This is a genomic window from Bifidobacterium sp. RTP21102st3_E2_RTP21102_210122 (genome assembly GCF_040916945.1).
Lineage (GTDB): Bacteria > Actinomycetota > Actinomycetes > Actinomycetales > Bifidobacteriaceae > Bifidobacterium > Bifidobacterium longum.
Genome location: NZ_JBCPAN010000005.1, coordinates 1 through 16789 on the forward strand (window position 1 = coordinate 1; position 16789 = coordinate 16789).

Below are 16789 nucleotides of genomic sequence, written 5' to 3' on the forward strand. Positions count from 1 at the left end.
GTGCAACACCTTCTTAAGTTAGAAACTGAACACTTCCAACCCTAGACAAGGTGTTGCACTTCTATTTAGAACTCAGGACCAGTCCATCGGAACCCACTGTGTGTCATTGTATTTTCAGTCAGTGATGCGGGCAGTCGGTGATGCGATAGGTTTGCGTATGGAAGTCGCAAGTGACCGCAGTGCCGTCCGCGAATACCGAACGCTGCACCAGCGGATCATCATCCACGAACTCGTGACGAACCAGTTCCTGCATGCCGACCCGCTCATGGAATGCAGCGACCGTATGGCAGCGTTCGATGTCGTTTTCCGTGCGAGCGCGCTGTTCGTCGTCCATGTCGCCGTCAACGCCGATGTATGCGGCATCGCGAATCAGGTATGGAGCTCCGCCGTTGAGCAAGGCGTACAGCATGTAATCGTCGCCGTCCACCACACGCTCCATCATCCACGGCTCGATAACGCAATCATGGTAGACGAGGTTATACAGCGGCACCGGTACACCTTGGCGCGGCTCGTTGGGTGAGCGCATCTGGAAGTCGTATGGCGCGTAATGGCAGAATATCAGGCTTGGCACTGCCCAGTCCGATACCTCTTCGGACGAGGAGAGGATGCCGTGCGAGAGCAGATATTCGAAGCACTCGGCGCGGCGGTCAAAGCATTCGCGGCGGGTCATGCGGTGTTCGGGGTTCGAGCATTCGTCGCCTTCGTTGCAGGTGAAGACATCCAAGTATGCACAGTCGAGTTTGATGCCATGCGCGGCAATCTGGGTGAAATTGCGGCGCACGTAGTCCGGTGCGAGCTCGGCGCACAGGTAGGTCTGGCGGCCGCCCGCCCAGCGTGCGTGTTCGGGCATCGTACCGTCTGCCAGCCGAATCGCATTGTTGGCATCAAAGGTTTGCGCGGTGAAGTAGTAATCGCGGTACTGGTCATGCGTGCCGAAAATATCGCCTTGCTCATGGCAGGCGTCGACCAGCGACTTCATGCCTTCCCAGCCGCCTGCCTCCTGACAGGCCGGCAGATAGTCGGGGTGTGCGTTGTCGTATCCGGGCTGTGCCCAACCATCCAAGTGCATGTACAGTCGGCCTGCACCCATGCCGTGCAGTGTTCGCATTTGCTTTTCGCGCTGCGCAAAGGTGACCAATGAATCGTTTTTCTCGGGGTGATCCTTATCGTAGTAGTACGAGTCGGGCTGCACTTTGGTTTTGATGCCGATGTGCACCCACGAGCGACCAATCAGGTCACGCACGGAGGGATTGCGCGCCGCCTTTTCGGCGAGCGTACGCAGGCGACCTCGTTCGTTGACGTACGAACGATAGGCCTTGCACACCGCCGTGTGATCGGCGTGGTCGAGGAACTGGTAGCGTACCACGCGGCGATAATTCATTGTGCCGAGGCTTGGCTCAAACCAAGTATTGATATGGGTGTACGGGCCATCGCTGGGATGGTCGATGCCGTAACCGGCATTCCATGGAGTTTCGCAGATGGCGATATACCCGTGTCCGTCTGCGCGGAGCTGCGCGAACCACGGCATGTAACCGCCAGCCGTTTCGAAGCGGCCGTCGAAGGCGATGTCTTTGGTGCTCACGGCGGTAGGCCATGTGTTGGGGATCATCACACCTTGCTCATGGGTGATGAGCGTCGTGTCATGATCGTCGGCGCAATCGAAGTCCATGGCTGCGGGCCACGTCACATTGGTGATGTTCAGGCCTTGCTCATTGAGCGGAATCCATTCGAAGAGCACATCGCCTGAGGCACGCTCCACCCATACATAGGTTTCAAAGGAGTATGCGCTGTGCCCAAAGCCGGTGAAGATGCTGCGAATGCCGGTTCCCGTGCCGGTTTCACGCTGCTCATGGGTGATGGAAGTGGCATCCGCGAACGCGAAGGTGCCTTGCGCGCATTGCAGGGTCGGCTTGAAATCAGCGCAGGTATTCCATTCGGCACCGTCGCGCGTAAAAGCGAACTGCATTGTTCGTTCATCGAATCGCACGGTAGTGCCGGATACGGTGAATTCCATAGTTAATGTGCTCCTGTATGTTCTCGATTGCTCCCGCTTACGGGAGCTCGCTCATATAACAAGATTAGGGGTGGTCTGCTGTTTGAGACCACCCCCAGTCGGCTTTGCCGACAGCCCCCGCCAGCGGGGGGCTAGCGCTGTCTGTTTATTACTTACTGCTTACTGCTTCTTGGTCAGTGCGGTGAACACTGGGCCGCCGCCGTAGTCGAATGCGACGCCGGAGATTGCGGAGGTGCTGGCTGCGGTGGCATTCTGGTTCCACAACGGGATAGCCGGAAGGTCCTGCAGCAGAATCTCCTCACCTTGCTGATAATACTTGTCGGCTTCCTCGGTGGACGGGGCGGAAAGAGCCTTGTCCATCATGGCATCGAACTCGGGGTTCTTGTAGTTGCCGCTGTTGCCGCCCTTGCCGTCGGCCGAACTGGAATCGTACAGCTGTACCAGATAGTTGTCCGCGGATGGATAATCAGGGCCCCAACCGCTACGGTATGCGGAGGTCATCTTGCCTGAATCCACATTGGACAGGAACTCGTCGGAAGTGGACATCGGGATGCTCTTGGCATCGATATCCAGCGTGTTCTTGATGTAGTTGCAGATTGCCTCAACCCAGTTCTTCGCAGTGCCATCAGCATTGTATGCAATGCCGAACTCACCGCTCCACGGGGAGATGGCGTTGGCCTTGGCCCACAGTTCCTTGGCCTTGGACGGGTTGTACTTCAGTACTTCATTTCCCTTGAGTTCCTTGGAGTAGGCGCTGATTGGGGCTGCAAGGAAGTCGACGGCGGGCGTGGCGGTGCCGTGGAAGATCTTCTCGGCGACGGTCTTGCGGTCGATGGACATGGAAATGGCCTGACGACGCAGGTTGCCTTCCTCGTTCTGGCCGAAGTGTTCCAGCCATTCAGGAATGGTGAAGGTGAGCGTATTGCCACCGGGCTCGTTGTATGCCTTCAGCGACTTGTCGGATTGGAAGGAGGTAAGTGCGGTGTCAGGAATCATGTTCGTGAAGTCCAGGTTGCCACCGCGTAGGTCGGCGTATGCCGAATCAGGCGAGGTATAGATCTTGAAGTTCAGGCCATCGTTCTTGGCGACACGATTGCCCTTGTAGTCAGGGTTCTTCACCATTTCGATGCTGTGGTTGTGCTGCCAGGACACGAACTTGTATGGGCCGTTGCTCACTGGGTGCTGACCGAACTTCTTCGGGTCCTTGAACGCGGATTCGGGCAACGGCATGTAGGCGTGGCTGCCGGCCTTGACCGGGAATGCCGAGTCGGGCTGGCTGAGCTTGACATCGATGGTGTTGTCGTCAACGACGGTCAGGCCGCTCAGCGTGGCCTTGGGGTCCACGTCCGGCTTTTGCAGATCATCATAGCCTTCGATTGTGCTGAAGAAGCTGGCGCTGGCCTGCTTGTTGGCACTGTTGGCGGTGTAATTCCATGCGTTTACGAAGGAGTGCGCGGTCACCGGAGTGCCGTCGGTGAACTTCCATCCGCTCTTGAGCTTGATGACGTAATGCGTGGCGTTGTCGCTGGAGGTGATGCTGTCTGCTACCTCGTTGTGGATGCCGCCCTTCGCATCGTAGGTCACCAGACCTGCGAACAGCTGGTCTACAACCTTGCCGCCACCGGCCTCAGTGGTGTTGCCGGGGAATAGTGGGTGTGCCGGCTCACTGCCGTACACGGAAATGATATTGGAATCTGAAGCATTGCTGGAATTGGAGGTACCGGTCGATCCGCAGCCGCTGAGCAGCATGACGATTGCCGCACCGGCCGCGACCAGTGAAGTGACATGACGTGTGTTCATGAATCTCTCCCAAATATTCTGGCGTCGTCTTTTTGGCGACGAAAGACACCATAGGAGCTTCATGTTAACCACGTATGCAATATTCTCGAAATATAGACATTACTTAAGACTCAAGGCAGTAATTAATCCCAGAAACGCAAAAATCCCCTCACGAAGAAGGGATTTTCATGTTTCTGTTTGGAAAGTATTCAGCGAGGCAGCATCATCGGACGCTGGCTGGCCTTGATCGGGGCCGGCAGCTCGCTCTTTTCCTTGGAGAGGTACTCGTCCACGGCTGCGGCGCAGGAGCGGCCTTCGGCGATGGCCCAGACCACGAGGCTCTGGCCACGGCCGGCATCGCCGCACACGAACACGCCATCCTGGGAGGTGGCGAACTTGTCGTTGCGGGCGATGTTGCCACGCTTGTCGAGTTCGACGGGCAGCTGGTCGAGGATGGTCTCGGTGTCCGGGTGCAGGAAGCCCACGGAGATGAGGACCAGATCGGCCGGCAGCACGCGCTCGGTACCGGGCTGTCGGGTAAAGGGGCCGTTCTCGCCGGGGGCCACAGAGACAACCTTCAGGCCGGTGACGTGACCGTGTTCATCGGCCACGAAGCCTTCGGCGGTGGTCGAGTTGTCGATGGTGACCTTGGCCTTCTCCTCTTCGGTGCCTTCGAAGTTCACCGAGTCGGTCGAGTAGATGTACTCGCCACCCTCTTCCATGGAGGAAGTCTTCTGGTAGGTGCGGGCGAAAGTCGGCCACGGGCTGTTGTCCGGGCGTGAAGACGGCTCTTTCGGCATAATCTGCAGCACGGTGACGTCTTTCGCGCCTTGGCGGATGGAGGTGCCGAGGCAGTCGGAACCGGTGTCGCCACCGCCGATGACGATGACGTGCTTGTCCTTGGCGGTGATGTCGTGCACCGGCTTGACGCCGAAGATACGGCGCGTGGCGTCGGGCAGGAAGTCGAGGGCGAAGTGGATGCCGTCGAGCTCACGGCCCGGAATCTTCATATCGCGCGGCACGCGGGAGCCGATGGCCACCACGACGGCGTCGTAACGGTCACGCAGGTCATCCCACGTGATGTCCTTGCCGATTTCCACGTTGGTGCGGAAGCGGGTGCCTTCGGCCTCCATCTGCTTGACACGGCGGTCAAGCAGACCCTTCTCGAGCTTGAAGTTCGGGATGCCGTAACGCATCAGACCACCGATGGCATCGTCCTTCTCGTAGACGACGACGGTGTGGCCGGCGCGGGTGAGCTGCTGTGCGGCGGCAAGGCCGGCAGGGCCAGAGCCGACGACGGCGACCGTCTGGTCGGTCAGACGCTGCGGCGGCAGCGGCTTGACGTAGTCCAAATCCCAGGCCTGGTCAATGATGGTCTGCTCGTCAAGCTTGATCATGGTCGGCGGCTGGTGGATGCCGAGCACGCAGGCCTGCTCGCACAGGGCCGGGCAGATGCGGCCGGTGACTTCGGGGAAGTTGTTGGTCATGGACAGACGGTTGTAGGCGTCTTCCCACTTGCCCTGACGGACCAAGTCGTTCCACTCGGGAATCAGGTTGCCCAGCGGGCATCCGGTCATGCAGAACGGGGTGCCACAATCCATGCAGCGGGCCGCCTGCGTTTGGGTCCACGGTTGCAGGCCGGTTTCGGCGTGAACGTCGAACCAGTCCTTGATACGCTCCTCAACGGGGCGTTCAGCCAGCTCTCGGCGGGTACGGACCTTCAGGAATCCTCTCGGGTCGCCCATGTCAGCGCGCTCCTTCCATAACCTGCTCGTACACCTTTTCCCAGGCGCCGGGCGTATTGAAATCTACATTGTTCGCCTTGGCTTCTTCCATGGCCTTCGTCATGGCCACGAACTGCTTCGGCACTACGTGCGTGAACCGCTTGACGGTTTCGTTCCAGTCCTCCAGCAGGGCCGCGGCGAACTGGGAACCGGTCTCTTCGGCATGCTGCTTGACCAGTGCGTACACCAGCTTGGAGGTTTCGGCATCAAGCGACTTGAAGAGCAGTGCACCGGACTTGATGGCACCCGGGTTGACCTTCTTCATATCAAGGTCAAGCACATAAGTGTTACCGCCGGAGAAGCCTGCACCGAAGTTGCGTCCGGTGGGGCCGAGCACCACAACAGTGCCGCCGGTCATGTACTCGCAGCCGTGGTCGCCCACGCCTTCGACCACGAACGTGGCACCGCCGTTACGAACGCCGAAACGTTCGCCGGCGCGACCGGCTACGAACATCTGGCCGGAAGTGGCGCCGAAACCGGTGACATTGCCGGCGATGACGTTGCTGTGCTTGTCGAAGGTGACGGTGTCTTCCGGGCGCACGATCATGCGACCGCCGGACAGGCCCTTGCCGGCGTAGTCGTTGACTTCACCGTAGATGCGCATGGTCTCGCCGCGCGGGATGAACGCACCGATGGACTGGCCTCCGGAACCGTGCAGGGTCATGTCGATGGTGTCGTCCGGCAGACCTTCCTCGCCGTAACGGCGGGTGATCTCGTAGCCGACCATGGTGCCGACCGTACGGTTGACGTTGCGAATCGGCATTTCGATGCGCACGGGTTCCTTGTGTTCGAGGGCCGGCTGGGCAAGTTCGATGAGCTTGTTGTCCAGCGCCTTCTCCAGCTCGTGGTTCTGCTCGATGGTCTGGTGCAGGATCGTGCCGGGTACCGGGCCGGCCTGCTTGAGCACGTTGGTCAGGTCGATGCCGCCGGACTTCCAGCGCTTGATGGCCTCGTCCTGATCCAAACACTCAACGTGGCCGATGGCCTCCTCAAGAGTCCTGAAGCCGAGCTGGGCGAGGATCTCGCGCACCTCCTCAGCGATGAACATGAAGAAGTTGACCACGTACTCGGGCTTGCCCTTAAAGCGGGCGCGCAGCTCAGGATCCTGGGTGGCAATGCCCTGCGGGCAGGTGTTCTTCTGGCAGGCGCGCATCATGACGCAGCCTTCCACGATCAGGGCCGCAGTAGCGAAGCCGAATTCCTCGGCACCAAGCAGGGCGGCGATGACCACGTCACGACCGGTCTTGAGCTCGCCGTCGCACTGTACGACGATGCGGGAGCGCAGGCCGTTCAGGATCAGCGTCTGCTGGGTTTCGGACAGGCCGATCTCCCACGGGGTGCCGGCGTGCTTGATGGCGTTGAGCGGGGCTGCACCCGTACCGCCGTCATAGCCGGAGATAAGCACCACGTCGGCATGGCACTTGGCCACACCGGCCGCGATGGTGCCGACGCCGAACTCGGAAACGAGCTTGACGTGGATACGTGCCTTCGGGTTGGCCATCTTCGCATCGTTGATCAGCTGCTTCAGATCCTCGATGGAGTAGATGTCGTGGTGCGGCGGCGGGGAGATAAGCTCCACGCCCGGGGTGGCGTGACGGACCTTGGCGATCCACGGCGGGACCTTGGCTCCGGGCAGGTGGCCACCCTCACCAGGCTTGGCGCCCTGGGCGAGCTTGATCTGCAAATCGGTGGCGTGCACGAGGTAATCGGAGGTCACGCCGAAGCGGGCGGACGCGATCTGCTTGATGCGGCTGTAGCGCTGCGGATCATTGATACGGTCGTCGGATTCGCCGCCCTCACCGGAGTTGGAGCGTGCGCCAATCGAGTTCATGGCGATGGCGAGCGTCTCGTGTGCTTCCTGCGAGATGGAGCCGTAGCTCATGGCACCGGTGGAGAAGCGCTTGACGATCTCGGAGGCCGGCTCGACTTCGGCGATGTCGATGGGCTTGCGGTTGGTGTTGAACTTCATCAGGCCACGCAGGGTCATGAGTCGGTTCGACGTGTCGTTGATGTGGTGCGAATACTTCTTGAACATCTGGTAGTCGCCACGCTGGGTGGACTGCTGAAGCAGGAAGATGGCCTCGGGATCGTTGAGGTGGTCCTCGCCGGTGCGACGCCACTTGTAGTCGCCGCCGGTGCGCAGGTTGCGGTGCGGGGACGCGCTCCACTGGTTCGGGTAGGCCACGCGGTGGCGGATGGCCACTTCTTCGGCGATTTCTTCAAGGCTCACGCCGCCCACACGGGAGGTGGTGCCGGTGAAGTATTCGTCGATGACTTCTTGGCTCAGGCCCACAGCCTCGAACAGCTGCGCGCCACGGTAGCTCATGATGGTGGAGACGCCCATCTTGGACATGATCTTGAGCACGCCGGTGGAGAGGGCCTTGGTGAGGTTCTTCACGGCGGTGTCCGCGTCGACCTTGAGGTAGCCGTTGCGGGCCAGATCTTCCACGGATTCGAATGCCAGGTACGGGTTCACGCAGGCGGCACCGTAAGCGATCAGCAGCGCGACATGGTGAATCTCGCGCACGTCACCGGCCTCGACGGCCACGGAGATCTGCGTACGGGTGTGGCGGCGCAGCAGGTGGTGCTGCACGGCGGAAGTCAGCAGCAGGGACGGGATCGGACCCCACGTATGGTTGGACTCACGGTCGGAGAGCACGATGAAGTTCTTGCCGTTGGCGATGGCCTCGTCGATTTCGGCGAAGATCTCGTCAAGTCGCTCTTCGAGGGCCTTGCCGCCGCCGGCGACCTGGTAGAGGCCCTTGACCACGTACGGGCGGTAGTAGCCGCCGAGGATGCGGGCCTTGTCAAGGCGCTTGAGCTGGGCCATCTCATCAGAGTTGACCACGGGCAGCGGGATGAGGATCTTCTTGGCGTGCAGCTCGGAATCGGCCAGCAGGTTCGGCTCGGGGCCGATGGCGGATTCGAGCGAGGTGACGATCTCCTCACGCTCCCAGTCCAGCGGCGGGTTGGTGACCTGTGCGAACTTCTGGGTGAAGTAGTCGAACAGCATGCGGCTGCGGCTGGAAAGCGCAGGCATAGGCGCATCGTTACCCATGGAACCGAGCGGTTCCTTGCCGGTGTTGGCCATCGGCGTGAGCAGGAGCTTCAGATCCTCTTCGGTGTAGCCGAAGGCGCGCTGACGGCGCTGGACGGACTGGCCGGAGTGGCTGACGTGCTCGCGGCGGGGCAGGTCGCTCATTTCAACGGAGTTGCCTTCCACCCACTTGCGGTACGGGTGCTGGGCAGCGAGGTTCCTCTTGACCTCTTCATCGGGAATGATGCGGCCTTCGGCGGTGTCGACCAAGAACATCTCGCCGGGCTCAAGACGACCCTTGGACACGATGTGTTCCTGCGCGATCTCCGGCAGAACGCCGGCCTCGGAGGCCAGAACGATGTAGCCGTCATCGGTGAGCTGCCAGCGGCCGGGACGGAAGCCGTTGCGGTCGAGCAGGGCGCCGACCTGGGTGCCGTCGGTGAAGACGATGTCGGCCGGGCCATCCCACGGCTCGATAAGCGTGTTGTTGTACTCGTAGAAGGCGCGCACGTCCGGATCGAGATCCGGGTTCTTCTCCCAAGCCGGCGGCAGCATCATGCAGATGGCGTGCGGCAGGGAGCGGCCGGCGAGGTGCAGCAGTTCGAGGCACTCGTCGAAGGTGCCGGAATCGGAGTAGCCCGGGGTGGTGATCGGCAGCAGCGGCTCGAATTCACCGAGCAGTTCGCTGCTCAGGCGGCCTTCACGGGCGGAGAGCCAGTTGCGGTTGCCCTGGATGGTGTTGATCTCGCCATTGTGGGCCAGCAGACGGAACGGCTGGGCCAGCGGCCAGCTCGGGAAGGTGTTGGTGGAGAAGCGGGAGTGGACGATGGCGATGGTGGCCTTCATGCGCTCGTCGTTCAGATCCTCGAAGAAGTGGGTGAGCTGCATGGTGGTGAGCATGCCCTTGTACGTGATGGTACGGGCGGACAGGGATGCGAAGTAGACGCCCACCTCATGCTCGACGCGCTTGCGGATGCGGAAGGTCTTGCGATCCAAGTCCACGCCGGCCAGAGCACCGTCCGGAGAGGCGACCACGAGAGTCTTGAATCCTGGCATGGCGGCAAGGGCCTGCAGGCCAAGGCCGTCCGGGTTGGTGGGCACCACGCGCCATGCGAGGACTTCGAGTCCCTCCTCGCGCACGATCTTGGCAATGGCCTGTTCCTGCTGACCGGAGGTTTCGATGTCGCGGTCAAGGAAGGCGATGCCTGCCGCATAGTGACCGGCTTCCGGCAGTTCGGCGGGCACGGTGGCACGCATGAACTCATCCGGCATGCTCATCAGAATGCCGGCGCCGTCACCTGTGTTCTCCTCGGCACCCACGGCACCACGGTGATCAAGGTTGACCAGCACCTCAATGGCGTCGGTGACGATCTTGCGCTCAGGACGCTTGTTCAAAGTGGTGACCATACCCACACCACAGGCGTCATGCTCGTTGGCGGGATCATACATACCGTCCGGAGCGTGGACCGTGAGATCGAGCGGGGCTTTGAATGTCACCGAAATCACCTCAATTGGTTGTGGGCACGTAAGAAAATCATGCCTCTTCGTTCATTGCTGTTGACACAGTACCGTCGCTCCATGTCATTTACGTTTCATGTGTCCATATACCGAGTCGCCATAAAAGTCAATAGTGATTCTCAAGCAATTTTTTTATGGCCAGTTATGGGGGTATTTCGAACTTTTTCGCTCGAAATGTCTATTTGACCACACGAAAATACGATACGGAAACGTCCGTATCGTGAAATGCTGCGTTGGGTGATGTTACGGATTGGCGGCTGTGGACCACCCTCAGTCATGCTTCGCATGACAGCTCCCGCCAGCGGGAACATGAGAACTGTGCATGTCTGACACCATAGCGATCGGCGCGCTCCGCGAACTCACCGAACATGGCATCCACGCGCCCGACGACGTACGGCTCATGGGATTCGACGGTATCCCCTTCTCCGCCTGCACCAACCCACCCATCAGCACTGTGGCGATGGACGTCCCCGCAATGGCTCGTACGGTTATCGATCGCATGGTGACGCTGAACGAGTCGAACCTACGGCATGAACGGCCCGATGACATCACCCATGACCATATCCAGTTCCAGGTGATGCCACGCACGTCGACTCTGTCCGCCTGATACCGGCCGGCACCCTTATGAGTGCCGGCCTTCATCCTCGAAAATATGAAGGCTATGCCACGTACAGCGCGGCGGGATACGTAAGATACGAAATCTCATCGAGCTGATCGACCGTCACATATCCGGCTGGCGCGTTGAGCACGTCCGGAATGCGGTTGACGATTGTGGCGCACGTATGTTCGACGGTCGCCGGCTTGACCACGTGGAACTCCACGTCCGGTTCACCCTCGATCTTCCAATCGCACATATCGCCATCATCCGGCCCGTACACCTTGCCGATACAGGCAGTTTCCAACGTGATGCCCTGATTAGTTTCGGTGGTTACCACGGCGGACATGCCGATGCATTTGCCGACCGGAATCATCTCGCCCATCGTTTCGGAATACACGTCGACATCGCTGAAATACGGCACACTGGCCTGGGTCTGCGATGCGATGGTAAGCCCAAGCTTCTGGGCCAGCGCTTCATTGGAATTCCATACATACGAGGGCACCACGGTTTCGGGATGCGCAAGCTCGGCCTCGAACTCCTCGGCGGTCAGACCGCAACCGTGCGCTTTGGCCAAAGCCAGGCCGTATTCCTCGACGTTGTAGCTCACCGCACCGGTGATCTTCTTGATGCTGTGGCATCCGGCGGCGACGGTGGAGACCATGTTCACCCAGTAGATGTCCTGCATGCCGGAGCCGACCATGGTGGCACCGGCTTCCTTGGCGATGATGTCGAGACGGTTCGTGGTGGCCGGATCGGTGGTCCACGGGTAGATGCATTCCTCGCAGGTGGTGATCACGCTGATGCCGCGGGCCAAGCACTGCTCGCACATGGTGGCGATTTCGTTCTCGAAGCTGAATAGCGTGACTACCGCGATATCCGCGTCGCACTCGTTGAGTACAGCCTCGGCATCGGCGCGAATCGGCACATTGATGGGGCCGATGCCTGCAAACACACCGGCATCCATGCCCACGACTTCCGGGTTCACGTCGATGGCACCGACGATTTGAATGCCTTTCTCGTGCATATAGCGAATCGTGTACTTCGCCATTTTGCCGCAGCCGTATTGAATGGCTTTGATTGGTTGCATACCGCATGCTCCTTTGCAACAGTGCATATTGGCCATTGGAGAAGTCTCGCCGTCGAGACCAAGCCAATAGCCTTTACTCTACCGACATCAGGCTGGGCATTCACTGATATCGGCGGCACTGGAGTGTCGGGGAGAGTCGGTGTAGCGGTACCACTACCGAACAGAAGGGCTGGGGCCATCACGAGGTCTCCCGCCGAATCACGGCATCTCGCTGATTTTCTGCCCGCCGGGCAGGGGCCCATGCCCATCGGCGTATGCGCCGCTGATCTGGCCGAATCCAACGACCCGAGAGAACGACGCGCAGGGGCTCGAAACCCTTACAGAACTCATCACGGCATACAACAAGGAAATGAGCAATGATTTCCCGCATTGCAATCCCCAGCGGCGCTCATCCGTGGAATATCGTATACATGGTGGCCGAGCGCATTACCAAATCATGACTGCTCACCGGCGGTCTCATGGTGCAGTTGCACGCCATCATGGGCGGTCTCGACGTGCGTCCCGCTACCGACGCGGATCTGCTTGGCGCGTTGATTCTTAAGAGCGCCGCATACCAAGCAGACCATGCCGGATATGGAGATAGACATCTGTACGATGCCGCAATGCCCGCATCCCTCATCAGCGACCCTGACGCCGAAACTCGGCGACTACATAGCCACACGGATCGCAGACGTATCAAGCTCCCGTACGACATGCTCACCGATGAATCACCTTACTGGAACAACCTTGACGAACAACATCGCAGAACAGGACTCGATGCCATAGAGACACTGGCCGATTGGTAGCCGCTCTACCGAACCCGGCTGTGGCGGATACCAGTCAGACCAATCCCGCCTACAACCTACTTCCGGTTACGTAGGGCGTGGAGCATGGCGACGAACACGATAACAATGACCACGGCCATGATCGCACAGATGAGTTTGCCGGGGATGCGTTCGTCGCGGGCCTATTGCATCGCGGCGTCTGCCGCTGAGATAGTGCCCGAGGTCTGGGGCTGAGTCTTCAGAGTTGCCGATTGTTCAAAAGTCATACTCTAACGATAATGCTGCGGAAAGCGGTTACCATAAAGCGTGCTCACAGTCGCCCGTCATGCGAACTTTTTGAAAACTGTTGATAAATAGCCATTTTCCGCAAAAGCCCTTGCAAAACACTATGATTTAGAACATCTATTAGTATGACGTAAACCATATTACAAACTACTTAAGGTAAGCGCTTACAGTTCGGCATGAGAGACTCCTCATCACGATATGGATGCGCTACAGTCACTATCGATTGATACGCACGTCCCCATCGACTACGCGATTTCGCCGTCGCCGTACGCGCGTTCGGAGGCTCGCAGACACGGCTTGCCTTGCACCACCTCGACCTGCGAGGGCGGCGCGTCATCGCCGGCGCGCTTGGCCTGGATCTGTTCGAACAGCATTCGGAAGGATCGCTCCCCCATGTCCAGGAAGTTCTGGGTGTAACTGGTCAGCGCCGGATTCCACATGGCACCGAAGTTGCGGTCGTCAAAGCCTACGACGCTCACGTCAGCAGGCACGCGGCGACCAACCTCCCTTAGACCCCGGATCACAGCGATGGCGGTCTCGTCGTTGCCGGCGAAAATCGCAGTCACATCACCACGACGGCCCAAGGTGCGCCCAGCCTTGACCGACTCCTCCAAATCATCGTCGGGCACGATGATTGGGTCAGGTGCCGTGACGCCGCGCTCCTTGAGCGCGTCACGCCACCCATTGGTGCGGGTGTTATCGGTCGGACCTTCCGGACGCCCCACATGGAACACGGTGCGATGGCCGAGATCCAGCAGATGCATGGTCATCCAACGGCCGCCATCCCTTTCGGCGTTGATGACCTGGTATTCGCCGTCGCCGAAGCTGCCACCCACCACGACCATCGGCATATCTTTGGGAATGTATTCCAGTGCGGCGATGCCGGCCCGGTCGTACTCGTAGACGATCACGCCCGCCGGCCTGATCGACAAACCCATGCGCACGCGAGCCTTGACGGAGTCCATGTCGGACTCGTCCAAAGAAACAATATTGAGCAGGAACCGACGTTTACGGGCGGCGGCCTCCACCCCATGGTTCGTTTCGGACGTGGAGAAGGCGGAAGGATTGGCCGCGAACACCACCACGGAGTCCATCTCCCGGTTCGACAGAGCGCGCGCCACAATGCTCGGCTCGTAGCCCAGCTCCTTGATGGCCTTGGCGATGCGTTCACGCTTGTCTTCGGTGACATTGACGGTGCCGTTGAGATACCGGGAGACGGTCGGTGCCGAGACTCCGGCCAGTTTGGCCACGTCCTTGATCACCGGCCGGGTGCGGCCCGCACTTCTCGCCATCCTTGTCTCCCCTGTTGTTGTCAGTTGTTGTTATTGCGTACGTCAAGGAGAACCGGCATCACCATGGCAGTCATCCAGTCACACCCATATCCGTTCAGCCGCGCTCCGACTTCGGTTCTCCTTTTTTCGCCGCGATTCATTGTAGTTCATGACGGGGAACCTATACCCAAATCGATAACTTCGTGAAAACCGTACGCTGAGTTGCGGTGAGTGTACGGTTTCCGCGAAATCATCCCTTATTTCGTGAAGAACGTACACTGAATCGTCGTCAACGTACGGTTTTCACGAAATGGGGCCTCATCTCGTGAAGAACGTACACTGAGTCATTCTGAGCGTACGGTTTTCACGAAATGGCAGCTGATTTCGTGAAGAACGTACGCTGAAGATGCCCCCGGTGTCACTGATGACTGTTTTCGGTATGGAAGGCGGCGCAGCAAGGTGTCCTAGGCTAATATCGCCTCCGACAAGACCGTCGGCAAAGCCGTCGACGTCGATTCAAGTTATCCACAGCAACAATTCGCGTGACATAGTATCCACATTTGCCGGTTGAGCTTGTGCAACGATCAAAATCACCCTTAGCGTCGAGATATGAAAGAACACAAGGAAGTTTCTGCACTGCTGCAGCAGGCGAAGCAGGAGCGTCGCTGCTGCTATGGCACCAGTGATGCGCAACGGCGCGCCCTGAAACGTCGCCTGCATGCCGGGGAGCTGGTGTCACCGTATAAGAACCTGTACGCCGACCGAACACTTTGGAACACCATGACCAGAGAGCAACAGTCATTGCAGGTCATACGTGCGTTGTCCGCAATCCACCCTCAGTGGGTATTTGCGGGGTTGAGTGCGGCGTGCGTATACGGACTGCAGCACAACTATTCCCTGCACGACGGCACAGTGCACATCGCCTCGAAGTCCGGCATCGGCGGCGGAGACGAGGCGCGTCTCAACCGCATCTATATCAATCGGATTCCGACGCGGAAGCATAACGGCATTCTCTTGACGACTCCGGCGCGAACGCTGCTCGACTGCGCGGCATTCCCATTCCCACAGGCGCTGCCCATATACGATTCGGCTCTGAGAAAGTCCCTGACGACCATCGAAGAGGTGCAGTCGCTGATGATTCAAAGCGTCTGCGACGAGGTCTCCGTGACCAAGCTGCTGAAGTACGCGGATCCCCTGAGCGAAAACGGCGGCGAATCATTGATGCGTGGCCAGATCACCGAATTGTCTTTCGGCATCCCCCTGCTGCAGGTGCAGTTCATGAATCCCGACAATCCCGCAATGTCATATCGCGTCGATTTCTGTTGGAAGCTCGCAGACGGCCGCATCATCGTGGCAGAATACGACGGCATGGCCAAATACGCCGACATCAGCAACAAGAATCGCGCAAGCCTCCAGGCGAAAATGGAGTACGACCGCAGACGTGATCGGCATCTCCGGGAACAGGGCGTCACCGAAATCGTCCATGTGTTCTATGAGGATCTGCTACGCCCCATCAATCTTGAGACCAAGCTGCTCAAGGCCGGTGTGCCCAAAATCCGGTGAAGATAGGCCCCATTTCGTGAAAACCGTACGCTTACGACGACTCAGCGTACGTTCTTCACGAGATGAGGCCCCATTTCGTGAAAACCGTACGCTTACGACGACTCAGCGTACGATTTCCGCGACATGAGGCCATACCTCGTGAAAACCGTACGCTCAGAACAAGGCCGTCAGAAGGTCGACTAGACAACCTCTTAACTACCGAATGGTATCTAAAGAACGGCGATATTCCGCCAGAAACGCCGAGAGCGGAATAGTCCCCTTGCGTTTGTCATCGGACTGCGTTATTCTGAAACCGGTTTCAGAAAGAAGCCGATAAACAAAACTCAAAGCCCCAAGGTTTTGACCAACGAAAGGAAACATGATGTCTCTCAAGGATTCCATGATTCGCGGTCTGGCTGTGTACGGCCTGAGCTCCATGAGCCAGTGCGGTCGCGCCAACAGCAGCACGCTCGTCGACCTGATCAACGAAGCCAACAAGAACGCTCGCTGAGCCATCGGCTCCGGTCCGGCAATCCAATCAGATTAGCCACGGACCCCATAACAACAAAGCTTAAACAACAATCGCAAAGCCGCTCACGGCGATGCGCAAACGAAAGGTAATGATTATGTCTCTCAAGGATTCCATGATTCGCGGTCTCGCCCTCTCCGGTATGGATGCCATCGCCCGCGCCGGCTACGCCGACTCCAAGATGTTCGCCGACATCATCAACGCCGCCAACAAGGACGCTCGCTGAATCTAGCGAACAATCCCGTTCATGAGATTGCATGACACATACGAAGGCAATCCCCCTCAGGCCGCAATCGGCCGGCACACCACAATAATTGAATAACGCAATAATTCAACACAGTAAAACTGAACAATAACCGGGACAACGGGGTCCATATATTCTTTCTTTTCCCATCGTGCGTACGCCGCGCCAGCACAGGTTCACATACGATGCACACGGCCGCCAATACACGATGCGTCATCATCAACGCCCTCACCGCATCATGAGATACTCCCCCGCCCGTTGTCCACACTGTTGCCTCTACAATGCCTGTGATGCACGCCGAACGGCATCCTGCACAGTGACTGAAGAACGAAACACC

General features: G+C 59.0%; 11 protein-coding genes. 5 read left to right on the plus strand and 6 right to left on the minus strand.

The genetic code is table 11. From position 1 onward, the window contains the following. Positions 1-118: 118 nt before the first annotated feature. The 4 genes from AB5287_RS06925 to gltB all read right to left on the minus strand — a co-directional run bounded on the left by AB5287_RS06925 (position 119) and on the right by gltB (position 10111). Complete coding sequence (locus tag AB5287_RS06925; RefSeq protein WP_011068161.1) at positions 119-2014, minus strand: DUF5696 domain-containing protein; 1896 nt, start codon at positions 2012-2014, stop codon at positions 119-121. Positions 2015-2173: 159 nt separating this feature from the next. Beyond that, entirely contained in the window at positions 2174-3814 is a 1641-nt protein-coding gene (locus AB5287_RS06930) for an ABC transporter substrate-binding protein (protein ID WP_011068162.1), read from the minus strand. 188 nt (positions 3815-4002) lie between these two features. Further along, positions 4003-5538, minus strand: a complete 1536-nt coding sequence (locus AB5287_RS06935) for a glutamate synthase subunit beta (protein WP_131213800.1) — start codon at positions 5536-5538, stop codon at positions 4003-4005. Position 5539: 1 nt separating this feature from the next. Next, positions 5540-10111, minus strand: a complete 4572-nt coding sequence (gene gltB, locus AB5287_RS06940) for a glutamate synthase large subunit (RefSeq protein ID WP_368220975.1) — start codon at positions 10109-10111, stop codon at positions 5540-5542. A 343-nt stretch (positions 10112-10454) separates the two neighbouring features. On the opposite strand from gltB, the gene AB5287_RS06945 reads away from it, so the two are divergent. Then, positions 10455-10739, plus strand: a complete 285-nt coding sequence (locus AB5287_RS06945) for a substrate-binding domain-containing protein (protein ID WP_007052181.1) — start codon at positions 10455-10457, stop codon at positions 10737-10739. A 52-nt stretch (positions 10740-10791) separates the two neighbouring features. On the opposite strand, the gene AB5287_RS06950 is transcribed toward AB5287_RS06945, so the two are convergent. After that, positions 10792-11817 (minus strand): dihydrodipicolinate reductase, encoded by a 1026-nt coding sequence (locus tag AB5287_RS06950; protein ID WP_008783636.1) that lies wholly within the window; start codon positions 11815-11817, stop codon positions 10792-10794. Between the two features lie 458 nt (positions 11818-12275). On the opposite strand from AB5287_RS06950, the gene AB5287_RS06955 reads away from it, so the two are divergent. Next, positions 12276-12602: a hypothetical protein gene (locus tag AB5287_RS06955; RefSeq protein WP_065436836.1), complete on the plus strand. Its 327-nt coding sequence runs from the start codon at positions 12276-12278 to the stop codon at positions 12600-12602. A 509-nt stretch (positions 12603-13111) separates the two neighbouring features. On the opposite strand, the gene AB5287_RS06960 is transcribed toward AB5287_RS06955, so the two are convergent. Next, positions 13112-14158, minus strand: a complete 1047-nt coding sequence (locus AB5287_RS06960) for a LacI family DNA-binding transcriptional regulator (RefSeq protein WP_007053353.1) — start codon at positions 14156-14158, stop codon at positions 13112-13114. A gap of 588 nt (positions 14159-14746) precedes the next feature. Between AB5287_RS06960 and AB5287_RS06965 the strand changes: the two genes are divergently transcribed. The 3 genes from AB5287_RS06965 to AB5287_RS06975 all read left to right on the plus strand — a co-directional run bounded on the left by AB5287_RS06965 (position 14747) and on the right by AB5287_RS06975 (position 16434). Then, positions 14747-15700: a hypothetical protein gene (locus AB5287_RS06965; protein WP_007053354.1), complete on the plus strand. Its 954-nt coding sequence runs from the start codon at positions 14747-14749 to the stop codon at positions 15698-15700. Positions 15701-16058: 358 nt separating this feature from the next. Beyond that, on the plus strand, positions 16059-16190 hold the full coding sequence (locus tag AB5287_RS06970; RefSeq protein WP_015512252.1) for a hypothetical protein: 132 nt from the start codon (positions 16059-16061) through the stop codon (positions 16188-16190). A gap of 115 nt (positions 16191-16305) precedes the next feature. Continuing rightward, positions 16306-16434 (plus strand): hypothetical protein, encoded by a 129-nt coding sequence (locus tag AB5287_RS06975; protein WP_007056674.1) that lies wholly within the window; start codon positions 16306-16308, stop codon positions 16432-16434. The last annotated feature ends 355 nt before the right edge of the window (positions 16435-16789 follow it).